The sequence below is a fragment of the Neorhizobium sp. T7_12 genome, assembly GCF_002968535.1.
Lineage (GTDB): Bacteria > Pseudomonadota > Alphaproteobacteria > Rhizobiales > Rhizobiaceae > Neorhizobium > Neorhizobium tomejilense.
The window spans coordinates 117,333-141,826 of record NZ_PVBK01000013.1; the positions used below are offsets into that span (position 1 = coordinate 117,333).

Genomic DNA, 24,494 nt, shown 5'->3' on the forward strand with positions numbered 1-24,494 from the left:
ATAGGCTCGCCTTAATCAAGAAATAAAGGGGTATGTGAATGCGGAAGATTTTCGGCAACGGAAAGAAGCTAACCTTTTATGACTTCGGGGCGACGATCGTGTATGCCTCCCGGTTCGATCAGCGATTCCCCTATTGCGCCTATGTGCCGGAAGACTACGACGAGGATTCCGACAAGACCTATCCGTTGCTGGTCGTGGTGCACGGTACCGAGCGGCACATGGAAGGATACAGGAATGCGTTTGCCGACTTTGCGGAAGCAAACGGCGTCATCATCCTGAGCCCGCTGTTTCCCGCAAGCATTGCCCGCCCGGGCGATATCAACAGCTACAAGATGATCCGCTACGGCGACCTGCATTATGACGCGGTGATGATCGACATGATCGCCGAGATGAAGGAGCGCTATCGCATCGCCGGCGACAAGGTGATGATGTACGGCTTCTCCGGCGGCGGGCAGTTCACCCACCGCTTCCTCTATCTGCATCCGGAGCAGATCCTTGCCGCCTCCATCGGCGGACCCGGCACCGTCACGCTCATCGATCCAGATCGGGATTTCTGGGTCGGAACCCGCAATTTCGAGAGCGTCTTCGGCAAACCTCTCGATCTCGATGCCCTGCGGCAGATACCGGTTCACATGATCATCGGCGGCGACGATCACAACACCTGGGAAATCACGGTGAAGCCGACCGATCGATGGTGGATGGAAGACGCCAACATCGCCGGCGTCGATCGCGTCGACCGTATCGTGTCGTTGAAGAACAGTTTCGAAAAGGCGGGCGTGAACGTGACCTTCGATGTCGTGCCCGATGTTGCCCACGACGATGAAAGGATGATGCCCCTGGTGAAGAATTTCTTTGCGAAAATCCTCGGCGACCTTCGCGGTCGCAATCTTTGAAATCGGATTGCCTGAACATATCAACCCGGGAGTTCACAATGAGAACCTGTTTACGCATGGCAGCCGCTGCCGCACTTATGCTAGTGCCGGATATGACGTTTGCGCAGGCGCCACAGAAAGGCGGCACGCTGACGATCGCGCTGAATTCCGACATCCGCAGCCTTGATGCCAGCCGCCGCGACGCCAATACCGACACCGTCCTCAACCATATCTACGAACAGCTGGTCGCCTATCGCGACGACCTGTCCGTCGGGCCGGCTCTCGCCGATTCCTGGGACATTTCTGCCGACAAGACGGTCTACACTTTCCATCTTCGCCCGGACGTCGTCTACCACAACGGCGATGGCGTTCGCGCCGCAGACGTCAAATGGCTGTGGGACAGGCGTATGAACACCGCCAAGACCGACAATCCATGGGTCTGCGTTCCGAATTTCGACGGATCGCAGGGCTTCAAGGTTGTGGCAGTCGAGGCGCCTGACGACAGGACGGTGGTCTTCAAGCTGGACCAGCCAAGCGGCATGTTCCTGATCCGCATAGCGAGCATTGCCTGTAACGTGTGGGCGGCAAGTCCCAAGAATGTCGGGCCCGACGACAAGTGGATTGCCAATTCGGCCATCGGCAGCGGGCCATTCAAGCTGAAGGAATGGAAGAAGGAGCAGCAGATCGTTCTGGAGCGCTTCGATCGCTACAAGCCGTCCAAGGCGCCGGGCAGCGGCTATAGCGGCGACCGCACGGTGAATGTCGATACAGCGCGGTTCGTGCTTATTTCCGACAAGTCGTCGGCGGAAGCGGCTCTGCTGGCTGGGCAGGTCGATGTCATGCAAACCGTGCCGGCCACACATATGGATGACCTGAAGGGCAAGGGCGCCCAGATCGTATACTCACCTAGCCTGTCGTTTACGGCCCTGATGGTACAGACCAGGGATCCGCTGCTTTCCGACGTCCGGATGCGCCGCGCGATCGCTCAATCGATCGACCTGAAGCAGATCGCCGAAGTCAAGACAGCGGGCCTTGCGAATTACAACCCCTCCGCCGTTGCGCAGTCCAGCGCCTATTTTGACGATGCGTTCCTCAATTGGCCGTCATACGATCCCGAGGCCGCAAAGGCTTTGCTGAAGGAGGCCGGTTACAAGGGGCAGCCGATCAAGATCCAGACCAATACGCGTTATCCCGGCATGTATGACAATGCGGTCCTGATACAGGCTATGCTGACCAGCGTCGGCATGAATGCGCAACTGGACATCCTGGACTGGGCGGCGCAACTCGAGAACTTTCTCGCCGGCAAGTTCCAGCTGCAGTCGTTCGGCTTTTCGCCGCTTGCAGATCCGAGCCTGAGATATGCCGGTCTCATCGGCGACAAGGCGAAGGATCCCACTCTCCAATGGGAGAACAAGGAGGCCATGGCACTGAATATCGAGGCCATGAGGGAGACCGACACGGCAAAGCGGCTGGCACTGTTCAAACAGATCCATGCTTTGATGGTCAAGGACCTGCCGATCTTCGGTCTCTACTACACCCCGATCGTGGATGCGGCGGCGTCGGATGTCCGAGGCTACAAAGTGTGGGCCATGGACCGGGTCAGGGCCTGGCACGTCTGGAAGGCAAAATAGCATCTGCCTCAAGTCCATCGGCAATGATGCAGCTATGGCATTCCAATCAACCACTCGCCGAAATCGGTCGGCGGGTGGCTTTCTTTACGACCACCGCGGTGATCTGCGGCGATCAATCTCCAGGAAGTGGACGGCGAGATGAAAATATCGGAACTTGAAGGACGGCTTCAGGCTTTGTCGGAAGGCCGGGGTTTTGATGTTTACTGGCATCTCCGGTTGGCGGCCGGTGGAGAAGAGTTGACACGCAATGGTACGGCAGTCCTGCCATCGGCAAGCGTTCGCAAGATATCGGTGATGATGGCCGCACTGCACGCCGCTGCCGAAAACCGTCTGGATCTCGAGCAGCCCGTCATCATTGAAAAGGAACTGCAGGAAGGAATTCTCTCCGGTGTGTGTCAGTATATGACGCCCGGCCTGACTTTCCCGATGAGGGATGCCATTCTGCAGATGATCATTACCAGCGACAACATCTGCACCTATGAGGTCATGAAGGGTTTCGAAATACCCGAATTCACCGATTATTGCCGCCGCATCGGAATGGACAATACAATCCATCGTACCCGCTTGCCGCCGGTCGGACTGAAGCGCGAACATGAACTCGATCAGGTGACGACCACCACGGCCAGCGATCAGGTGCTTCTGCTCAATCTGATCCTCGCCGGAGCAAACGGCGATCTGGCTGCTATGGAATGCCTTGGTGTCGATGCCAAAAATTGCGCAATGGCGCTGCGCTTCCTGACGTGGCAGCGCTATCGCAGCATGATCCCAGGACATCTCCCGACCTTGACGACGGTTGCCAACAAAACCGGCTGGGGAGAACGTGGATGGATGGATGCCGGTATCGTTTTCAAGGACGGGGCTCCCCTCTACATCATGAGCGCGACGACCGACAATGTTCCAAAGACCATGCCTGACGGCATGCCTGGTCGCGTGGCGTCTGCAACGTTGATCGCTGAACTTTCCCGTGCGTGCTGGGACATGCTGGGCTGAGTGACGCGAGATCCGTCCGATCCTCCGCGAAACCCTGAGGATCCAAGCGACCCTGCGATGTGATCATGCTTGGCTATGATTTCGTCGATCCATCGGCGATGCAGGATCTGTTGCCTCGGGCCGCCGAAGCCTATCTCGGCGTGATGCCTATGGACGCAGTCCGCGCAGCCTTGACCGGCAAGGACCGGATTGCCGACCTTGTGGCGCCAACGCAAGACTCACGACGCGACGGCATAGCGGCTGCGGCCGGTCTTTTTCGCCTCATAAAGAGCCAAATCGGCTCGGCGCATCAAAGCGTCTGTCGACTTCGCGTCGTGAGGGTACCTTGCCAGACCGATAGAAATCCCGACCTCCAGCATGTGGCCGTCAACCACAATCGGATCGACCATTGCCTTCAACAGGCTTTCAGCTGCGCTGGCGGGATCGCTTTGTCTTGATGCGTGCTTGAACAGAACGACAAACTCATCTCCACCAACACGCGCAAGCAAATGCCGTTCGTCCAGAACCGAACGGAAGCGTTGCGCCACCGCGTGGAGAAGAGCATCTCCGATCGCATGCCCATGCGTGTCATTAACTTCCTTGAAACGATCGAGATCGATCCACAGTAGCCCAAACTCCTGATTGGACAGCGCCTCTTTTCGCAGCTCGGCATGCAACAACCTTCGATTCGGAAGTCCCGTCAACTCGTCATGGTTCGCGAGGTGGTCCAAGCGTTCACGAGCACGTTTATGATCGCCAATATCGCGAACTTCGACGAGATGTCGCAACGTGCCTCCCGACAGGATCGGTGTTGTGTTGAGCGCTACGTCCACCCGCACCCCATTGGTCGCCTTTAGTTGTCCTTCAGTCTCGTAAAGGCGAGGTGCGTGACGATTGGCGCCTGCCGGGAGTTCAAAAAAGTCGGCAACGGCACGACCTTCGATACTCGACCCTTCACAGCCTACTAACCGCTCGAATGCCTTGTTTGCCGAGATGACCTCATCATCCTGACAAATAAGGATGCCGATCTGTGCGGCCTCGAGAATGCATCGCATCTGTTGGGCGTCGGCGGTCGCGTCATGAGCACGTCGATCAAACAGAATCGTCACCAGACTGAAGATCACGATCAATGTTGTGACCACGGCAATGGAAAGCCCGAGGAGAAATTCCGACAGGTTCCCATCCGCAACTCGAAGAGACGGGTCTGCCCGAAGAAGGGCGGCACTCATCGCCGTGAAATGCAGTATGCAGATAGCCGCACCGAATAAGGTTCCCGCGGCAAGGCGAGATCCGACCGAAGCACGTCGACGTCCAGCGAATGTCGCCGCGATCACCAGTGAGCTGCCCGCGCAGATCGAAAGCGCAACGAGAGGTAAATGCCACTCGAAAGTGCCGGCAAATAGCAAAGCCCTCATGCCGATGAAGTGCATGATGCCAATTGCGGCGCTAAGAAGAAGACCGCCCGCGAGAACGTTGACAAGACCAGGCGACAGCAACAGGGGCGTCGCAGTTGCGGCAAAGGCAATTGCAAAAAAGGCCGAAATCGCTGTGAGACCTACATCGTAGCTCACAAACGCGGCAGGTTGAAAACCCAGCATGGCGATGAAGTGCGTCGACCAAATTCCGCCACCCGCGGCGAAGGCAGCTACAAATACCCAAACGATCTTCATACGTCCAGATCGCGCTCTGGCATGGTCGAGGATGGTGAACAGTGCAAAGCCCGAAAAGAGCGCGACAACAATCGCCAGGATAACAAGCGTCGGATTATGATCTGTGCTGATGCAATCGAGTACGCGAATGAACATGTGGGAACTCCGCTACCGGCTAAAATGGACTTGCTGAGCGGGAGCCATGTCTCACTCGAGATAAAAGGCACTCACAATCAGGGATTATGGCTGTGCCGGGCAAACACTGTCGATCCAACGATCGGTGCGGCACTTAATATTGTTTTAAATTTATAGACAGGTTTCTATCCATCTGGACGTAACAGGCTGAAAAAATGGAAATGCTCCTGCTCCAGACGGATCAGTATATTCTGTGGAGAAAGCCGGCCGCCTGCCGATGTTGAGGTCGGCGTTGCGTGGCTCCTTTTCCGTTTGCAGCAATCCAGTTTCACTTGCGTCCAGGGCGCTCCCACAGCCTGATTGATCGGCACTGGGCGTTGTTGTTCTGCCGCGGGGGCAGGGGTCGTCGGACTGTGCATAGACAGGGCCGGAAAGCTGGAGTATGCGGGCGCAGGAGCCTTGTGAGCTGAGAGAAAAAGACCGTGACAGACCTCCATCAAGTCTTGCCTGACCGGAAAATACGGATTCGCAAGACGGGGGTATGGCCGGGTGTGTTTTCCTATCTCGGGGGGCTGATGATCCTGGCGGTGGCGGGGTTCATCGGGGTGTGGCAGGCGCCGGGCGTGGTCAATGACTGGCTGGTGGCGAGCGATCCTGTGGCGGTGCCCGACGCGACGATCACCGATGGGGAATGCCGTGCGCGGCGGGTGGTGTTCGTCGAGTGCTCAGCCCATATTGCCTATGAAATCAAGGGCGAGACCCTGGAACACGATATCGAATTGATGTTCGTGGATTTCAACATCGGCGACTACGAAGTCGAGGTGGTGCGTTCGGCATCGCAGCCCAACCGAGCGGCGTTGTCGCTGGGGCTGGACATGCTGTGGAACCGCACGCTCGTGGACAGTGCCCTTGTGCTGGGGATCGCGGCAGGAGGGATCGCCCTCCTCGCCGGGGGCGTCAAGAGCGATCGCAGTCGCCGGTTAGCGCGGCGGGAATCGAAGCTGGATCTTCGGGAAGTTAAAGTGGTTCAAATCAGCCCTGTCTTGGGCGGCAAATATGTTCAGTTCCAATATGGCGTTGACCGCAAAGGCAAGCCGCTGCTGGCGCTGTCGCGCTTTGGCGGGAAGGAAGAGCCCTATTGGATCGACGGGCAGCGCGGGATGGCGCTGGCGGCGCTGCCGGAAGGGGCGAGCGTGCCCGTAGTGCTCGACGCGGAGCTCAAGCGGCTCGACGCCTCGCCGCCGGAGATTGAGACGATTGCGGTACGGTTAAAGCGAATGATGGCGGGGGCTTGAGGAGGCAGTCTTCTCCGTGCGCATCACGTCCGGTTCGAGATGTTGAGCCGATGCCCAAAGGTTACCCTCGGCCAGATCCGCTGGCACTACGGGCGAGATGCGTCCTGATTGGCGACGCTCCTGCCCATCGAGACCGACGCGCGAAGAAGCTCGATGAATTCTTCCGCTCTGACGCTCATAATTTTCGTCTTCCCATCCGTGTGATGAATCTCGATAATTTCCGACGCAATGCCCTTCTTTGAGCCGATGCTGTGGATCCGAGCAAAGGGTATGCTCCACTCCGCCGGTTTGCCGGTTTTGATCAGGCCTTTCCTCGCGAAATGAACGTCGCTTGATCGGATGGAGAATTCGCCGCCGACCCATTCACCACCATTCCGATGCAGCATCCACGCAGAAGCCGGCAGCAGGATCCACCTCCAGAATGGGATTTTGTAGTCGGCCGGCAATGGGGTCAACCATGCCGCAGGGATCGTATATGTCTTTGGTCCGGTCAACGCATCGTCCTCATCCAGGCACTGAGGTTGGCGAATAGCCAATTTAGCCAGGGCGGCCAAGTGAAAAGCGAGGGGATCCGGAGGCTCCCGCTCTGGGCGCGAGTGCCCGCCAACCGGGAATGTCTTGGTGCCAGTGGTTACTCGGTGGCTGAGACAAGGCCCAGCGCCAAGGCATATAGCGGAACAATCCAGAGCAAGGTGGCAAAAAAACCGGAGAACCAGAACCGCCTTGGTATATCATCGTCCGCCAGTCGCCGCATCCGCCGTGGTGGCGTGCGGGCCTCCGACCTCCTCCACAACAGGCCGGTGAAAAACAACCAGCTTGCAAACCCGCCAATCAATGTCACGGCGCAGAACAACACTATACCTACACCGATCGCCAATGATGCGAGGAGCCCGCTGAATTCGTAGTTCAGGAAAGCGATGACGGCGACGGCGACCGCCAGGCCGATTGCCAAAAAGGCCCAGTGGCCCCGAACGTTGACAATGGCTTCTCTGGCTTCAGATGGCACGGCGCGTATCGCAGCCGAAATGTTGGCGTTCAACTCATCCTCCCGATGGCGTCACCGTCCGCCGTTTGCGCGGATCGCAACATTCCAATCTGGATGAGTGGCAAAAGGTTCCGGATGAAGGCCAGGTCTCCGTCGTGGGTCGTCTCAACGTCCCCTGTCAAGCGCATCTACGCAGCCGCAGCCTTGGAGGTTTTGAGGCCGAGAATCCGCACCGCGTTATCATGGAAGATCTTCTGCTTGGTGGCGGCGCTCATCTCGATCTCATCGAGAAGTTTTAGGCAGACGGCCGGATCCCAGCAGGGATAGTCGGTGCCGTACATGACGTTGTCGGCGCCGAAATAGTCGATCGCGAACTTCTGGCCGGCGGAATGCGGCGAAACCGTATCGGTGAACATCTGGTGCAGGTAATGGCTGACCGGCTTGGTCAGGCCCGCGGTCTTTGAATTCTTGTCCATGCGACCGGATTGGTATGGCAGTGCCCCGCCGGTATGCGACATGACGATCTTGAGGCCCGGATGACGCTCCATCGTGCCGGAAAGGATGAGCCGCGACGCGGCTGCGCTCACTTCCACCACGCGGCCGAGGCTCAGGTGCAGGGCATCATTATAGCCCTGCATGACATCGGCGAAAACCGCATCGGTCGGATGCAGGAACATCGGCAGGCCAAGCTCCGCAACTCGCTCGTAGAAAGGCTCCAGCCGGACATCGTCGATCATGCCTTCTTTGCCGACGCTGCCGGGCAGATTGACCCCCATCAGGCCGAGCCGGTTGACCGCATCGTCGAGCACTTCGATCGCAACCCGCGTATCGACCATGGGAATTGCGGCCGAGGCCCAGACACGGCCGGGATAACGCCGCTGCGCCCAGGCCATTTCCTCGTTCCAGGCGAGCGCCGCGTCGCGGCCTTCCTCGACCGACAGCTCCGAGAAGTAGATCGACAGCGGACCGATGGAGCAGACCACCGAAATGTCATGACCGAGACTGTCCATATAGGCGAGCTGCTCGTCGAGATCGAACCACTCCTTCCAGCTCGCCACCGTGCCGCGGCGTCCATCGGCGCCGTGATAGGTATAGCCACCACGCGCGTTCACGACAGCCTTCGGGAAGCCTTCACGCTTCAGAAGCGGTTCGAAAATCGACCGCGGCCACCAGTGGAAATGGGAATCGATGATCTTCATGAGCCTTGTCCTTGGATGTTCTTCAGCGGTTGCTATCGACGCGCCAGGAATCGGTCTTGCTTTCCAGGAATGACAGGATCTGGGTGAGCAGCACGCCGAGCACCACGACGATGACGATCGACACCATCATCTTGGTGGTCTGCATCAGCTGGCCGTAATAGGTAATCGCGTAACCGAGACCGGCATTGGCGCCGAAGAGTTCGGCAACCACGACACCCGTCAGCGCTCGGCCAACGCCGAGGCGAAGGCCGGCCATCATCACCGGCACGGATCCCGGCAAAGCGACACGCAGGAAGATGTCGAGCGGCCTGGCCCCGAAGGAGCGCGCAGCGCGGGCCAGATCACGATCGGTATTCTTGATGCCCGACAGCGTGTTGGCATAAATCGGCGTCAGGGCGAAAAGGAAGGCGATCGCAATGATGGTCGGCGTGCCATAGCCGAGCCCGGCGACGAACAGCGGATAGAAGGCGACAGTCGGCGCCGAATATTTGAACCAGATGAACGGTTCCAGCGCCGATTCCACATCCGCAAACCAGCCGGCCAGCACGCCAAGGATAATACCGACCACGGCGGCAAGACCGAGCGACCAGACGAAACAATAAAGCGTCGCCGCCACATTGGTGGCGACCGAACCGTCTTCGAACTGAACCATGAACTCCGCGGCGACCTGGCTCGGCGTCGAGATGAAGAACGGATTGATGAAGCCGGTGTCGACGGCGATCTGCCAGAAAACCACGATGCCGATCATAGACAGGGTGCCGAGCACGAGCGCCTGGCGGCGATAGAAAAGTTCGGCGATCATTTCGACCTCCAGTCGCGGACTTTGTGCTCAACTGATCGGACGATGACGGTCAGCGTGTAGCCGAAAGCGCTGACGATCAGAGCGTAAACAAGCAGGCGGTCGATGCGCATGGCGGAGCCATAAAGATTGAGCTGGTAGCCAATGCCTGCCTGTGAGACGAAGAGCTCGCCGACGATGACGCCGAGCACGGCGCGGCCGACGGCGAGCCTCAGGCCCGTGAGCAGCGCCGGCAGTGACCCGGGTACGAGGACGCGAGTAAAGATATCGAACCTGGTCGCACCGAACGAACGCGCCATGCGGAGAAACTTCGGGTCCGCCTCGCTCATGCCGGCCATGGTGTTGAGGACGATCGGGAAGACAGCGCCCAGAAAAACGACGGCGATCTTCGGGGCCATGTCGATGCCGAGCCAGATCACCATGATCGGCAGCAGCACCAGCGTCGGGGCGATATAGAGCGCCATCAGCGGCGGATCGATCAGGTAGCGGGCGATCTTCGACGTGCCGAGCAGCACGCCGAGCGGGATGGACACCACGATCGCCAGTGCGAAACCGGCCACGAATTCCGTCAGGCTGATGCGGGCGTGATAGAGGAAATTGTCATTCCGGAAGATATCGATTGCTGCGAGGAAAACCTCAGTCGGACGGCTGGTGAAACGGCCATTCACCCAGCCGATGCCGGGAGCGATCTGCCACAGGACCAGAAATGCAAGGACGGCAAGCGTCCCGATCACCGCGGAGCGGGACGGACGCAGGAAGGAAAGGGACAGCTGTCGGGTCTCCGCCGGTTCTGCGGTCATCTCTGCCGATCTCATGCGACCTCCTGCACCAGCTGCATGCTGGACATGTCTTCCGCCAGATGGGCGCGCAGCCGCTTGCGCAATTCGTGAAAGGCGTCGCTGTCGAGGATAGCCTCATTGCGCGGGCGCGGCAGGTCGACCCTGATCACTTCCTTGATATGACCCGGATTGCGGCCCATGACGACGATCTTGTCGGCAAGGAAGATCGCTTCGTCGATATCGTGGGTAACGAACAAAGCCGTCTTCTTGGCGCGCTCCCAGATGCGCAACAGTTCGGTACCCATGATCTCGCGGGTCTGAGCGTCGAGCGCCCCGAACGGCTCATCCATGAGCAGCACTTCGGGATCGACGGCAAGCGCACGGGCGATATTGACGCGCTGGCGCATGCCGCCGGAAAGCTGGTGGGGATGATAGTCGGAGAAGCGGCCGAGGCCGACGAGGCGGATCATCTGCATGGCCCGCTCGTTGAGATCGCCGCCGCTCCAACGCTGCATTTCCAGCCCGAACTTGACGTTGCCGCGCACCGAACGCCAGGGAAGCAGAGAGGCTTCCTGAAACACCACCGCGCGGTCGGGCCCGGGTCCATCAACCCGCTTGCTGTCGATCTCAATCGACCCACGCGTCAGGTCGACGAGCCCTGCGACCGCCATCAGCAGCGTGCTCTTGCCGCAACCGCTGGAGCCGACGATGGTGACGAACTCGCCCTTTTCGACCGACAGGTCGACACTGTCGACGGCAGAGAACACCTCGTTGCTCTTCGGTTTGCGATAGTCGATTCCGAGATCGCGGATTTCAATCTGCGCCACTGCTTTCTCCTCCTGGAGCGGGCCTCCGCCCGCTCTCGTTATATTGTCATGCAGATGGAAGGCTCACTTCGGCTTCCACTCGTTGTAGGTATCGTGGAACGTGCCGATCCAATACTTGTCGACCGGCATGGGCTGCTTATAGGTGCCGTTCATGATGCCGACGTCCCAGAAGGCCTTCATGCCCGCATCGCTCGCCAGACGGCCGTCTTCGAAGATTTCGTCGATGAAGTCGTCATAACCGCGGTTGAGATAGGTCTCCTCGAGGCCGAGCTTGGCGGCCAGAAGCTTGACCGATTCTTCCTTGTGGGCCTTGGACCACCGGACAGCCTTGGCAAAGCCGCGCAGCACGGCCTTGATGGCATTCGGATCGTTCTTGATGAAATCCTCACGCGCATAGAAGCAGTGGAACGGGAAATCTGGCGCAATCGACTTCTGTTGCAGGATCAGGTTGAAGCCACGATCGGCCGCCATGAACTTTTCCGGCGTCGCGAAGATGTTGACTTCGAGCTGGCCGGCTTCCATCGCTGCGAGACGCGGCACGGAGCCGCCGCCCTGGACGATCTGCACTTCGCTCTTCGGATCGATGCCCTTGGTCTTCAGCGCATAACGCGTCAGGAAGTCGGTCGACGAACCGAAGGTCGAGACACCGAAACGCTTGCCCTTGGCTTCTTCGAGCGTCTTGATCGACGGTACCGAATACCAGTCGAAGACGGCCATGTTGAAGCCGCCGTAGAAGATCTTCACGCCCTGGCCGGTTTCGACCCCGACAAGCGCTTCCGAGAACGCGCCAACGCCGATATCCACGGCGCCGGCGACCATGCCGCGCACCAGATCCGTGCCGCCCTTGAAGGCGACGATCTTCACGTTGATACCTTCCTCCTTGAAGAAGCCCTGTGCATCGGCAACATAGATCGGCAACAGGGTCGAGGTATTGAGCGGCAGGCCGATCGTGATGTCCTTCTTCTCGATCGACTGCGCACTCGCCGCCTGCCAGGACAGCGCGGCAAAAGCCGCCGCTGTCGCCATGGTTTTCAGAAATTTCAACATTCTCTCCTCCTTGTGATGCCGGCACTCCCTGCGGCATCTGCTTTCATGAATTCCAGTGCCCCTTCAGGCCGCCTCGCTCCTCCCGAAAGAGGCAGCCGTAAACGTCAGCAGCAGGCTGCTGGCCTCCTGAACCGCAGCCGTGCCGGCATCGGCAAGCGCGGCTTGCAGCCGCTGCAATCGCTGCGCTGCCGTAGCGGGAAGGCTTCCGATCTTGCGGTCGAGCATGACCTGCGCGTCCTCACCGGAAGTCTGCGGCCAAACGGCCTCGCGTGTCTGTCCCTTTGCCGATACGACAACCCGCGCTGGCCAACCTTCGCCGGCGAGCGTGTCATCGGCCGTGATCGTTACTCTCTTGGCAAAGGCCATGACATCCGCACTGAAGGGACGAGCGCGGTCGGCATCCATCAGCCGAGCCGGTTCGAAGGCGGCGATGCCGAGCTGAAGGCCGAGATGGGCGATGGTCGATAAACGATCTTCGGCAACAAGCGGCCGGCTGACGACGGGGGCTGCGACCGGTGGCAGAAAAACTTCGATACTGTCGACGGTATTGGGGTCGACACCCTTCTCCAGCAGATGACGGAAAGCCTGGATCGCATTGACGCCCTGGCGGGCGGAGACGAAGGGCTTCATGCCCACCCGTGCGAGCGCCAGCGGATCGACATGGCTAGGCTCCAGGGCAACCGCCGCCGCCGCTTGTCCTTTCATCCAGCTTGGAGACAACAGTTCGAGATCGCCCTTGATGCCGGCCTTCGCGGCAAGCGCTGCACGAATGCCCTTCAGTGTGGCTTCGCCGATCACCAGCCAGCGGGCCGACGGCATGCCGGAAGGGCGACCGTTGCGTCCCGAACTGCCGGCCATGGACAGCACCAGCGCCTGGGCAATCTTCTCATCGGAAAGGCCAAGCGCGATCGCCGCGCTGACCGCCGCCACGGCAGGCGCCGCAAACAGACCCGGCCAGGTTTCCGGCAGGGCCGAAACGCCGCCGACAGCTTCCGACAGCGCCAAACCGATGGCATGACCAGCGGCGACCGCCCTGACATAGGCCTCATAGTCCTGCGCAAAAATCAGTGCCGCCGGCACGGCCATCGCACCGGGCGTCGCGCAGGAAGGCACGTGGATCGCGTCCCATTCGGTAAAACGAATAACCGCCGACGCGCCGGCAGCAGAGGAAATAGCGTTGCCCGCGCCGGTCTCGCGATAGAAGGCGAGGAGTGAAGAACCTTCGGTCGCACCGGCACCGGCCGCCAGACATGCCAGCGCGTCGACGGTATAGAGGTTGACGAGATCGCGGAGTTTCCGTTCTCCGCCATCGATCATCTTGAGAATGGAAACGAGATCGCGTGCGTTCATTACTCAGCCGCCTCCCGCATTGAACCGCCACCAAGCCCCACCGGACGCGACGCGACGATCGTCTCGCCATCGAGGGTGAAGGCCGTCGTCAGGATGCCGTAGGGGACCGGCGCGGCAAGCAGCGTTTGCGCATCGGCCACGACCTTCAGCGGCCGGGTGCCGTGGGGCGCTTCGAGATGCCAACCGATCAGCTTGGCGCCATCCGGCAGATAGAAAGCCGAAATCGAGCCGTCGGCGGCAAGGGCGGGAGAAGCCCTGTCCAGGTCCGCGCTCACGCAGGAGAGGCGCGCGGCGATTTCGGAAACGGCTGAGAAGGTTTCGATCCGGCGAACCCAGACGCCGTTATAGGCGATCGACAGGCGCACCGCGAAGGTGCGGCCAAGCTCTTGCTTGCCGGTGCGGATGAAACGGCGGTCCTTGGAAAGATCCGGCGCCACCGCGACGTAGCATTCCTCGGCGCTAGCAAGCCGGACCGCCCGCTCGACGGGACCAGTGAAATCGCCCACATATTTGCCGTTGATATCGCCCGCCTTGAACGCCTCGCGGGCAATCTTGTCGGTGTGGCGCACGAGATCGAGCTCGGCGCGGTCCGCCTGGCCGCGAACCGCGGTAAAAAGCTCCGTCGCATCGGTAAGTTCGACCGGTAGGACGGACAAGATCTCGTCCACCACGCCACCGGGCATGCGGTCGAGTTCGACCACGCCGAGACGCCTGGCGCCGACCTTGGCGAGCCGCTCGCCGGCGAGCTTGCCCGGGAACGGCGAATGAGCGACCTCGAAGGTCGGGGCCACGGACTTGACCCATTCCCCGACACGCTTCGACAGGGCGGTCAGGAAGATCGGAAGGCCGTCGCGCAGGACCAGCACAAGGCCATCCGACCAGTAGGGCGTGAAGCCGGAAACCCAGGTGACGCCGGCCGAGCGCACATGGTTGGTATAGATCAGGACGCCATCCAGCCCGGCGGCCGCGATCGCTTGCTGCAGGCGGATCTGGCGGGCCTTTACGTCTGCGAGGGAGAGTTCATCCTCGCGCCACAGGATCAGACCGTGTCTCATGCCGCTATCCTCCGGGCGCCGACCGAGAAGAGCTCGCGCGGCGTCTTCGTCAGGATTTCCGGCCCATCGGCGCGGACGATCAGCGAGTCGCCATGCACGAAATAACCGATCTCCGGATTATAGGTGTTCGGATGCACGATCAGCGACATGCCTTCCTCGATCACCGTGTTCACATCTTCGAGAATATGCGGCTTGGTATCCGGGAAAAGGCCAAGGCCATGGCCGCGCACGCGGGTATATTCGCTGGTCACATACTCACCGAGGCCGTGCGCACGAAAAATGTCGTTCTCGGCACGGGCGATATCGGCGGCCGTCACGCCGGGCTTCACCACCGCGAGGCCGGCTTCCAAGGCGTCGTTGTAGATGCCGAAAACCTTGCGCTGAGCTTCATTCGGCTCGCCGATGACGAGTGTGCGGCAGATCTGGACGTAATAGCCGTTGACGCAAGGGGTGAGCTCGGTCGTCACCAGATCGCCGGGCTTCAGGATCTTGCCGAGCGGCGGCGCCATGCCGCGCACTTCCGGGCCGCCGACGCCGATGATCATGAAATTGTCGTCGACGCCTTCGTTGCGAAAGAAGGACTCGATCTCGGCAATCAGTTCGTAGTCCTTCTTGCCGACGGCGGCGGCATTGCGGAACACGGCGTAGCCTTCATCTGCCAGCCGTGCAGCGCTGCGCACGGCATTCAGCTCATCAGCAGATTTCACCATCAGCAGGCGATCGACCAGAGCCGTCGCGTCTTCGAAGCGCAGGTCGCCGCGCTGGGCGGCAAGCCCGTAGGGCAAGTGACGCTTTGGGCCGGCCGCGATGCGGCTGTTGCCGAGGCGGGCGATGACGCCGGACACCGTGCCGATCAGGTCTTCCGCAACAACGGTCTTCACCTCGGGGCATTCGACCGCAGCGCGTTCGCCCTCCAGTTCGTCATCGAGATAGAGGGTCACATTGCCATCGCGGGTGACGACCGCCAGGCCCTCGCCTTCGAGAATGCCGAAGTCGGCGGCATAACGCAGGTAGTCGTTCTGCCAGGCATTGCCGTAGAGCACGAGGCCGTCGAGCCCCGCCTCCAGCATCGCCTCGATCAACCGTTTCTTGCGGATTTCGCCGATCATCGCCATCTCCTCAGCCGTTCACTGCGAGGCGCCGCGGCATCTGGGGTTCGACATAACCGTAATCACGGACAGCCGCTTCCTTCGAGACCAGCCCGTTGGCGATATCCTCGTCCAGGTCGGTGCGTGAGCGCTTTTTGGGGTCGCCATAACCGCCGCCGCCAGCGGTGAGGAAGGTGATCCGGTCGCCCGGCGTGAAGTGAACGTCAGTCGCCTTGTTGACCCGCAGCTGCGTGCCGTCGGCGCGATCGACGATCGCCACGCTGACCTCGCCGGTATGGCCGCCATGCAGACCCCAGGGTGGGGTGACGGTGCGGTCGAAATTGATATTGCCGCGGCAGGCGCGCAGGCAGCGATAGGTGAGCTCGATGCCGAGGCCGCCGCGATGTTCGCCTGCGCCGCCGGAGTCCGGACGCAGCGCATGCCGTTCAACGATGAACGGATACTTGATCTCCTGCAGCTCGACCGGCGTGTTGCGCACGTCGCCCTGGCAGACCGAGACGGCAGCGGATTCGCCGTCCTCATGCGGACGACCACCCCAGCCGCCGCCAAAGATATTCATCAGCAGGAAGCGCGAGCCGTCGTCGTAGAATCCGAAGAAGGAACAACCACCCATGTCGCCCTTGTGGGCGGCCGGGATCAGTTCCGGCACGGCCGGCGCCAGCGCCTTGAGGATCGTGTCGATGACGGTCGGCAGTGCGATGCTCCACTGGCCGAGTGCGGCCGGCGGGCGGGCTGACAGGATCGTACCATCCGGCAGGTCGACGTTGAGAGCGCGGAAGCAGCCTTCGTTGACGTCGAGTTCCGGCGAAGTGAGCGCCTTGAAGGCGACACGGGCAGCAGCGATGCCCCCCGAGCGGCCGGAATTCAGGGGGCCGTTCACCTGCGGGTGCATGCCATGGAAATCGACGGTGATGGTCGAGCCGGACACGATCACCTTGACGGCGATCCTGAGCGGCGTCGCGAGATCGCGCCCGTCATTGTCGAGGAAGCTTTCGGCGGAATAGGTGCCGTCCGGAATACGTTCGATCACCTGGCGGGCCGCCTTGTCTGTCTGGTCCCAGATGGTCTCGACGCAGCTTTCCACCACACCGCGGCCATAACGGGCGACCAGTTCGGCATAACGCTTGGCGCCGATCTGGCAGGACGCCACTTGGGCTCGAAGGTCGCCGAGGCTGGCATCCGGATAGCGGATGTTGTCCTGGATGATCTGGTAGAGCGTGTCGTTGAGTTCGCCCGCCTTGTAGATCTTCAGGGACCGCATCTGCAGGCCTTCGGAGTAGATGTCGGTCGTCGCGTTGGAGCCGAAACCCTGTCGGCCGCCGCCGATATCCACCCAGTGGGCGCGATTGGCCGCAAAGCCGATCAGCTCGCCGTCATGGAAGCAGGGCGCGTAGACGACGACGTTGTTCAGATGCTGGCCGCAAATATGACCGTGGTTCATAACGAGGACGTCGCCCTCTTCGAAACCCTTCAGCCCGTATTTCTTGATGCCGTCCTCGACGGCGATGCCGAGGTCGGCGAGGAAGATCGGCAGGCCGCCGCGGTTCTGCGAGATCATCCGGCCGGTCGTGTCGATCAGGCCGCAGCAATAGTCGCGGACTTCGTAGATCATCATGTTATAGGCGGATTTGCAGAGCGCCTCGGCCATCTCGTCGGCATAGGCGACGATGGCATTGCGGACGACTTCAACGGTGATCGGATCGTTCTTGATCGGGGTCATGTTCTTATTCCTCGCTCTGCTTGGCGAGCGTCACCAGGAGATGGCCTGCCTCATGGACGACCACTTCGTCGCCGGGATGGATCAGGATGGTGGAATTCGGTTCTTCGATGACGGCAGGGCCGATGAGCCTGAAGCCGGCCGGTAGCGCCGGTCGCCAGTAGATCGCCGTCTTCAGCGGCCTTGCCGGATCGTCGAACACCACGTCGCGGCTGCCGACCTCGGATTCCGCTTCCGGCTCCCACGGGCGGGACAGCCATTCCTCGGCGACATTGTCGGTGCGGGCGGCGGTCAGGACCAGGCGCAGGCTGACGATTTCGAGCGCTTCGGTCGGCGCCGACTGGCTGTAGCGGCGGTCGTGCTCGGCATCGAAGCGGCGGCGGACCTCGCTGGTGTCGCCGGAGAGCATGCCGGTATTCTCGATCGGGATCGAGATCGCATGTTCCTGGCCGACATAACGCAGATCGGCGAAGAAGCGGTGATCCGCCTCGTTTTCGGCGATGCCGTCACGCTTCATCTGCTCGCGGCCGCCGGCAACGAGTTCGGCATAGACCTTCTCGACGCCGGTATCCGACAGTTCACCGACGCGGCCGATGAAAGTCTGCACGAAATCCTGGCGCCAGGACGCCATCAGCATACCGAGCGCCGAGAACGTGCCTGGAAGCTTCGGGATGATCACCAGCGGAATGTAGATTTCGCGGGCAATGGCGATCGCATGCAGCGGACCGGCGCCGCCGAAGGCGATCATTGCCGTGTCGCGCGGGTCGATACCCTTGTTGATCGAGACGGCACGCACCGACAGCGACATCGAGCTATCGGCGATCTTCGCTACGCCAAGCGCTGCCTCGACCGGGTTGAGCTTCAGCGTGTTGCCGACCTTGCTCAGCATCGCCTGTTCGGAGGCCGCCTTGTCGAGCGGCATGCCGCCGTTCAGGAACCGTTGCGGATTGATGCGGCCAAGGATCAGGTCGGCGTCAGTGACGACGGGCAAGTCCACCCCCTTGCCATAGCAGGCAGGGCCCGGATCGGCACCGACGCTCTGGGGACCCACATGCAGGCCGCCCGCATTGTCGACCCAGGCGATCGAACCGCCGCCGGCGCCGACTTCGACGATGTTGACGACTGGCAACTGCATCGGCTGGCCGTCAGCCTCTTCGCCGATCACGTAACCGGTTTCGATAGCCGGCGCTCCATCGGTGATCAGGCTCGACTTGGCGGTCGTGCCGCCCATGTCGAAACCGATGCAACGCTTGAGGCCGAGCAGCTTGGCGAGACGGCCTGCCCCGATCATGCCGGCAACCGGCCCGGATTCCATCATCGAAACCGGCTGTTCCTGCGCCTGGCCGATCGACATGACGCCGCCGTTCGATCGCATGATATGGATCTTGCCGCCGAAGGCGCCAGAGCGGAGATAGGTTTCGAGGCGCTTCAGGTAACCTTCGACGCGGGGGCCGACAAAGGCGTTGAGCGCAGTCGTCGAGGAACGCTCGTATTCGCGATATTCCCGCAGAATCTCGTGCGACAGCGTCACGAAGATATTCGGCAGCGTCTTGCGCAGCATCTCACCGACGCGGCGCTCATGAGCCGGATTGGCCCAGGAATGCAGCAGGCAGATGGCAACGGATTCGACGCTCGCGGCTTCGATCTCGGCGATGACCGCGGCGACGGTCTTTTCGTCGAGCGCTTCCAGCACTTCGCCGGAAGCAAGGATGCGTTCCGGAATTTCGAAGGTCAGACTGCGCGGCACCAGCGGCTGCGGACGCTTGAAGAACAGGTTGAAGGCCTGGATGCGGTTCGAACGACCGATCGCGTAGACGTCGCGGAAACCGCTCGTGGTGATCAGCGCGGTGCGGGCGCCCTTGCGCTCCAGCACTGTGTTGATGGCGATCGTCGAGCCGTGAAGAATCTCGTTCAGTTCGTTGGGGTCGCAGTTCGCAAGCTCGAGGCTGCGGGCGATGCCCTGGGTCGGATCGGCCGGCACGGTCGACGTCTTCGACGTCACGATCTTGCCGTCGACATAACCGACGAGATCGGTAAACGTGCCGCCAATATCAATTCCGACAATATTCATGCGTCCTCCTGTCCGCATGGAACCCATGCGGAATGCTTTAATCTTTGCGGATTGGGCCGAGACCTCGGCCAGCGGTGGCAGGAACACTCCGGCTGACGCTTAAAGGGTCAGGCTCCCAATGAGATTGTTCATGTCATTCCTCATCCTCGAACAGCATTTGATCCATTCGAACACTAACTAGCAACGGGTTTGGGGGCTTTAGGTTTGATAGTCTATAGGCTATAGGTTATCACCATGTTCAATATCACGCTCCGGCGCATGGAAGTCCTGGTTGCAGTGGTCGAGGAGGGAAGCTTCGCCGCCGCCGCCGACCGTTTCGGCATCGCCCAGCCATCGGTCAGCGCCCATATCATGGCGATCGAGAAGGAAATCGGCGGTCAGATTTTCGTGCGGCGCCGGGGTCGCAAGCCGCTGCTCACCGAGATCGGTCAAAGCGTGCTGCAACATGCGCGCGAGTTCCTGGCCGAGGCCGACGACATGCGCGCAGATGTCGTGAAAATCCGAGGCGAGACCGGTCAGCAGGTGGTTCTATCTTGCCAGCGAAGCCTCGCCAATTTTGTACTGCGAAAAGATCTGACGGATTTTGCGATAGCGCGGCCGGATATCCAACTCGTCCTGAGGATCGGCAAACAGGAGGATGTTTTTTCCGAGGTTCGCGATGGCGTGGCCGATGTCGGCTGCTTTCTGGGCAATGAAGACCTCAGAGGTGTCCGGGCTGAAACGATCGGCCGGGAGAAGCTGGTTCTCATTGCCTCGCCAAACCACCCCCTGGCCCACCGCAAGCGCGTCAAGCCGCAGGACGTGGCACGTTATGACTTCGTTGGTCCGCCGCCCTCTTCGCTGTTTGGACGGGGTGTCTCGAAGCTTCTGGCAAATGCCGGTATCAGCCACGTAAAGGTCGCCGCCCAGGCGACCGAGTACCAGTTCCTGCGCGAGTTCGTTGCTGCTGGCGTGGGCATTGCCTGTTCGCTGGAACGAAGCGTGGCGGCTGATCTCCAGCGCGGCGAGCTGGTCAAGATCGATTTCGCCGGAGATGAATTGGGTTTCGATGTACGGCAGATAGCCTCAATCCGCCGCCCTTTGTCAAAGCCTGCCAGTGACCTGATGGATTTCCTCCGCTCCAGGCACCAGATCTCAGGTTAACCGGACAGGTTTTGTGAGATCTGCCGGATTGCCAGATTGACATCGCGTTGACGCAATCGCTCCAAGATTCCGCCTCGCGGAGAGCGGACGCATAAGCTTGCTCGCCTTCCATGGAACGGCGATCCCGCAGGGCGTTCATGTCGTTCAAGAAGTTGGTGCGGCTGCCGCTTGCAAAAGATCGCGCGACCGTGGCGCTATATCGGTTTCACAATTCTAGTATAGCCCTGTTGTGCCGTTCTTGGAGGAGGCCATGCTTCTCAGGGCGAAGACTGAGGCGGCAGGCGGATTGGGACAGTTACCGCAAAAAGCATAGCGATTTCAGGGAAGGAAAATTTGTCCCACAGATCGATAAACTATTGAGAAAGCCCACTCTCCAGTCACCTCCTCTGGGCACCATTCCGGTTTGAACCTACCAAGATCAAATACTTGACGCCTTTCCACACAAATGCGCGCGGCCCGCCGGCTCCCTCCGCGAGCCGTTTCGCTGGGACCTCAAGGCCGCATGGCATGCTGTCTGCGCATGGTGTCGGCCGAACCGCGCACCACCTCGGAAATCTGCAGGAGCTGGGTGACCAGGGGCGTCGAATTACGCCAGATCATTCCGATGGTGCGTGACGGCCGCGGTGTCTGGAAGCGGGAGATCGAAACCTGCGCGGAGCGCGTTTCCACCGGCACAGCCATTTCAGGGATCAGCGTGATGCCGATACCGGCGCTGACCATCTGCACGAGCGTAGACAGGGAACTGCCCTCCATGACCTCCCGCAGGCGCGTCGTGCCTATTTTGCAGAACGACAGGGCCTGATCGCGAAAACAGTGGCCTTCCTCCAGCAGAAGCAGGCGCATTTCGCGTAACGCCTCGCGTTCGGGCACCGGCTTGCCCTCGTCCTCCGGTCTCCGGACCAGCACGAACTCCTCATCGAACAATTTGAGCTCCGTCAGGAACGGCTCCGACACGGGCAGGGCGACGATTGCCAGATCCAGTTCGCCCTGTGCCAGTTCCTGGACCAGTTTTGCCGTCTGTGTCTCGCGCACCTGTATTTCAATGCCGTCGAAAGTTCTGTTCAGGTCGTTGATGATCGCCGGCAGGAGATAGGGCGCGATCGTCGGGATGATACCGATGCGTAAGCGCGCCAGGAACGGATCGCGTGACGCACGGGCGAGGTCCGCCAGTTCATCCACCGCCCGCAGGATGCCACGAACCCGCAGCGCGAAGGTCTGTCCGAAGGCGGTCAGTTTCACCTCGCGCGCATTCCGCTCGAAGAGATCGCCGCCCACTTCCTGTTCGAGTTCCTTGATCTGCATCGACAAGGCTGGCTGGGAAATGGCGCAGGCATCAGCCGCGCGGCGGAAGCGGCCATCCCGTGCCAGGGCTTCGAAATAGCGGAGCTGTTTGAGCGTGAGGTTTTTCATAACCCTAGCTTATCGCCGCGATCAGTAAATCCAACTTAAATTTATGAGAGGCTTCCGGTAAGAAGGGAGACGAGGGAGGGCGCGCGCTTGGCTTGCTCCGGTTAAACAGGCGGAACGACAGTCGGAAATAGCGCGGCCGGACCCAGGCGGTTCGGGAAAAATTGCCCTCTTTTGCACGGCAGATAATTAGAGTAATCAAGGAGATAGTCATGGATGCGAAATCTAGCGAAAACGCCGGCAAATGTCCGGTCGCCCATACGCCTCGCGGCAGATCGAACCGCGAATGGTGGCCAAACCAGCTGAACGTCCAGATCCTTCATGGGCACTCAGTGCGCTCCGACCCTATGGGCGAGGCGTTCAATTATGCCGAAGAGTTCAAGACGCTCGATCTCGAGGGCCTGAAGAAAGACCTTCATGCCTTGATGACCGATAGCCAGGAGTGGTGGCCGGCCGACTTCGGTCACTACGGCGGCCTGTTCATCCGCATGGCCTGGCACAGCGCCGGCACCTACCGCATCACCGACGGCCGCGGCGGTGCAGGCCAGGGGCAGCAGCGTTTCGCGCCGCTCAACAGCTGGCCGGACAACGTCAACCTCGACAAGGCCCGCCGCCTGCTCTGGCCGATCAAGCAGAAATACGGCAACAAGATCTCCTGGGCGGATCTGATGATCCTCACCGGCAACGTCGCGCTCGAATCGATGGGCTTCAAGACCTTCGGCTTCGCCGGCGGCCGCGCCGACGTCTGGGAGCCGGAAGAGCTCTACTGGGGTCCGGAAGGAACCTGGCTCGGGGATGAGCGCTACAGCGGCGAACGCCAGCTCGCAGAACCGCTTGGCGCCGTGCAGATGGGTCTGATCTACGTCAACCCGGAAGGCCCGAACGGTACCCCGGATCCGCTGGCATCCGCCCGCGACATCCGTGAAACCTTCGCCCGCATGGCGATGAACGACGAAGAGACCGTGGCACTGATCGCCGGCGGCCACACGTTCGGCAAGACCCACGGCGCCGGCGATCCGTCGTTTGTCGGTATTGACCCGGAGGGCGGCGAACTCGAAGCTCAGGGCCTCGGCTGGTCGAGCAAGTTCAACACCGGTGTCGGTCGCGATGCCATCGGCAGCGGCCTGGAAGTGACCTGGACCCAGACTCCGACCCAGTGGAGCAACTACTTTTTCGAAAACCTGTTCGGCTTCGAATGGGAACTGACCACCAGCCCCGCCGGCGCCAAGCAGTGGGTGGCGAAGAACGCTGATGCTTCCATTCCGGATGCTTTCGATCCATCGAAGAAGCAGCTGCCGACGATGCTGACCAGCGACCTGGCACTGCGCTTCGACCCGGCCTACGAGAAGATCTCGCGCCGGTTCCTGGAAAACCCGGCCGAATTCGCCGATGCCTTTGCCCGCGCCTGGTTCAAGCTGACCCATCGCGACATGGGACCGAAGGTTCGTTATCTCGGTCCGGAAGTTCCGGCCGAAGACCTGATCTGGCAGGATGTGATCCCGGCCGTCGACCACCCGCTCGTCGACGACAAGGACGTCGCCGAGCTGAAGGCGAAGGTTCTCGCGTCCGGCCTCTCGGTGCAGGAACTGGTTTCCACCGCCTGGGCTTCCGCCTCGACCTTCCGCGGCTCCGACAAGCGCGGCGGTGCCAACGGCGCGCGGATCCGGCTTGCTCCGCAGAAGGATTGGGAAGCCAACCAGCCGGCGCAACTCGCCAAGGTCTTGGGCGTTCTCGAAGGCATCCAGAAGGACTTCAACGCTGCCCAGGCAGGGGCTAAGAAGATCTCGCTCGCTGACCTGATCGTGCTTGCCGGCGCAGCCGGCGTCGAAAAGGCTGCCAAGGCCGGCGGCCAGGACATCACCGTGCCCTTCACGCCGGGCCGCATGGATGCCTCCGAGGCACAGACTGACGCTGCTTCCTTTGCCGCGCTGGAACCCCGTGCCGATGCCTTCCGCAACTATGTCAACAGCGGCAAGACGCAGTTCATGAAGGCTGAAGAGGCCTTGCTGGACCGCGCTCAGCTGCTGACGCTGACGGCACCGGAAATGACCGTTCTTCTCGGCGGCCTGCGCGTGCTGAAGGCCGGCCAGCCTGAATACGGCGTCTTCACGTCCCAACCGGAAACGTTGACGAACGATTTCTTCGTCAACCTGCTCGACATGGGCACCGAATGGTCGCCCGTTGCCGGCAAGGATGGCGTTTACGAAGGTCACGACCGCAAGACCAAGGCGCCCAAGTGGACCGGCACCCGCGTCGACCTGATCTTCGGCTCGCATTCGCAGCTTCGTGCGATCGCGGAAGTCTATGCCCAGTCCGACGCCAAGGCGAAATTCGTCAAGGACTTCGTGGCGGCCTGGACCAAGGTCATGAACGCCGACCGCTTCGATCTCGTCTGATCGATGAACGCTCGCCCGGACGTGGCTCAGCTACGTCCGGGCACTTTTTTTTAAACGCC

Annotated in this window: 20 protein-coding genes; 6 read left to right on the forward strand and 14 right to left on the reverse strand. The window is 60.8% G+C overall.

The features are described 5' to 3' along the window. Positions 1–38 precede the first annotated feature (38 nt). From C5J26_RS23510 to C5J26_RS23520, 3 genes are all read left to right on the forward strand, one after another. Positions 39–893, forward strand: coding sequence for a hydrolase (locus C5J26_RS23510; protein ID WP_105403989.1), 855 nt, complete (start codon positions 39–41; stop codon positions 891–893). A gap of 38 nt (positions 894–931) precedes the next feature. After that, a complete protein-coding gene (locus tag C5J26_RS23515) occupies positions 932–2,503 on the forward strand; it encodes an ABC transporter substrate-binding protein (RefSeq protein ID WP_105403990.1) in 1,572 nt (523 codons plus the stop codon). A 138-nt stretch (positions 2,504–2,641) separates the two neighbouring features. Then, positions 2,642–3,493, forward strand: a complete 852-nt coding sequence (locus tag C5J26_RS23520) for a serine hydrolase (RefSeq protein WP_105403991.1) — start codon at positions 2,642–2,644, stop codon at positions 3,491–3,493. A gap of 218 nt (positions 3,494–3,711) precedes the next feature. On the opposite strand, the gene C5J26_RS23525 is transcribed toward C5J26_RS23520, so the two are convergent. Further along, on the reverse strand, positions 3,712–5,277 hold the full coding sequence (locus C5J26_RS23525) for a diguanylate cyclase domain-containing protein (RefSeq protein WP_105403992.1): 1,566 nt from the start codon (positions 5,275–5,277) through the stop codon (positions 3,712–3,714). A gap of 461 nt (positions 5,278–5,738) precedes the next feature. On the opposite strand from C5J26_RS23525, the gene C5J26_RS23530 reads away from it, so the two are divergent. Beyond that, positions 5,739–6,551, forward strand: a complete 813-nt coding sequence (locus C5J26_RS23530) for a hypothetical protein (RefSeq protein WP_172746030.1) — start codon at positions 5,739–5,741, stop codon at positions 6,549–6,551. An 86-nt stretch (positions 6,552–6,637) separates the two neighbouring features. On the opposite strand, the gene C5J26_RS23535 is transcribed toward C5J26_RS23530, so the two are convergent. The 12 genes from C5J26_RS23535 to C5J26_RS23590 all read right to left on the reverse strand — a co-directional run bounded on the left by C5J26_RS23535 (position 6,638) and on the right by C5J26_RS23590 (position 19,489). After that, complete coding sequence (locus C5J26_RS23535; RefSeq protein ID WP_172746032.1) at positions 6,638–7,045, reverse strand: hypothetical protein; 408 nt, start codon at positions 7,043–7,045, stop codon at positions 6,638–6,640. A 137-nt stretch (positions 7,046–7,182) separates the two neighbouring features. Next, positions 7,183–7,590: a hypothetical protein gene (locus C5J26_RS23540; RefSeq protein ID WP_105403995.1), complete on the reverse strand. Its 408-nt coding sequence runs from the start codon at positions 7,588–7,590 to the stop codon at positions 7,183–7,185. Positions 7,591–7,724: 134 nt separating this feature from the next. After that, positions 7,725–8,735, reverse strand: a complete 1,011-nt coding sequence (locus tag C5J26_RS23545; RefSeq protein ID WP_105403996.1) for an amidohydrolase family protein — start codon at positions 8,733–8,735, stop codon at positions 7,725–7,727. Between the two features lie 22 nt (positions 8,736–8,757). Next, a complete protein-coding gene (locus C5J26_RS23550; RefSeq protein WP_105403997.1) occupies positions 8,758–9,537 on the reverse strand; it encodes an ABC transporter permease in 780 nt (259 codons plus the stop codon). Further along, positions 9,534–10,349: an ABC transporter permease gene (locus C5J26_RS23555; protein WP_105403998.1), complete on the reverse strand. Its 816-nt coding sequence runs from the start codon at positions 10,347–10,349 to the stop codon at positions 9,534–9,536. Before C5J26_RS23555 ends, C5J26_RS23550 begins: the two co-directional genes overlap by 4 nt. Next, positions 10,346–11,140, reverse strand: coding sequence for an ABC transporter ATP-binding protein (locus tag C5J26_RS23560; protein WP_105403999.1), 795 nt, complete (start codon positions 11,138–11,140; stop codon positions 10,346–10,348). The genes C5J26_RS23555 and C5J26_RS23560 overlap by 4 nt, the downstream gene beginning before the upstream one ends. 63 nt (positions 11,141–11,203) lie before the next feature. Next, on the reverse strand, positions 11,204–12,187 hold the full coding sequence (locus C5J26_RS23565) for an ABC transporter substrate-binding protein (RefSeq protein ID WP_105404000.1): 984 nt from the start codon (positions 12,185–12,187) through the stop codon (positions 11,204–11,206). 63 nt (positions 12,188–12,250) lie between these two features. Continuing rightward, a complete protein-coding gene (locus C5J26_RS23570; RefSeq protein ID WP_105404001.1) occupies positions 12,251–13,537 on the reverse strand; it encodes an MmgE/PrpD family protein in 1,287 nt (428 codons plus the stop codon). Then, entirely contained in the window at positions 13,537–14,592 is a 1,056-nt protein-coding gene (locus C5J26_RS23575) for an aminopeptidase P family N-terminal domain-containing protein (protein WP_105404002.1), read from the reverse strand. The genes C5J26_RS23570 and C5J26_RS23575 overlap by 1 nt, the downstream gene beginning before the upstream one ends. Continuing rightward, positions 14,589–15,701: a Xaa-Pro peptidase family protein gene (locus tag C5J26_RS23580; protein WP_172746035.1), complete on the reverse strand. Its 1,113-nt coding sequence runs from the start codon at positions 15,699–15,701 to the stop codon at positions 14,589–14,591. The genes C5J26_RS23575 and C5J26_RS23580 overlap by 4 nt, the downstream gene beginning before the upstream one ends. 10 nt (positions 15,702–15,711) lie before the next feature. Beyond that, positions 15,712–17,421: a hydantoinase B/oxoprolinase family protein gene (locus C5J26_RS23585; RefSeq protein ID WP_105404004.1), complete on the reverse strand. Its 1,710-nt coding sequence runs from the start codon at positions 17,419–17,421 to the stop codon at positions 15,712–15,714. Positions 17,422–17,425: 4 nt separating this feature from the next. Then, positions 17,426–19,489, reverse strand: coding sequence for a hydantoinase/oxoprolinase family protein (locus C5J26_RS23590; RefSeq protein ID WP_172746037.1), 2,064 nt, complete (start codon positions 19,487–19,489; stop codon positions 17,426–17,428). 234 nt (positions 19,490–19,723) lie between these two features. On the opposite strand from C5J26_RS23590, the gene C5J26_RS23595 reads away from it, so the two are divergent. After that, on the forward strand, positions 19,724–20,632 hold the full coding sequence (locus C5J26_RS23595) for a LysR family transcriptional regulator (RefSeq protein WP_105404006.1): 909 nt from the start codon (positions 19,724–19,726) through the stop codon (positions 20,630–20,632). 492 nt (positions 20,633–21,124) lie between these two features. On the opposite strand, the gene C5J26_RS23600 is transcribed toward C5J26_RS23595, so the two are convergent. Continuing rightward, positions 21,125–22,042: a hydrogen peroxide-inducible genes activator gene (locus tag C5J26_RS23600; protein WP_105404007.1), complete on the reverse strand. Its 918-nt coding sequence runs from the start codon at positions 22,040–22,042 to the stop codon at positions 21,125–21,127. Positions 22,043–22,251: 209 nt separating this feature from the next. Here C5J26_RS23600 and katG point away from each other — a divergent pair, with 209 nt between their 5' ends. After that, positions 22,252–24,435 (forward strand): catalase/peroxidase HPI, encoded by a 2,184-nt coding sequence (katG, locus tag C5J26_RS23605; RefSeq protein WP_172746039.1) that lies wholly within the window; start codon positions 22,252–22,254, stop codon positions 24,433–24,435. Positions 24,436–24,494: the final 59 nt, after the last annotated feature.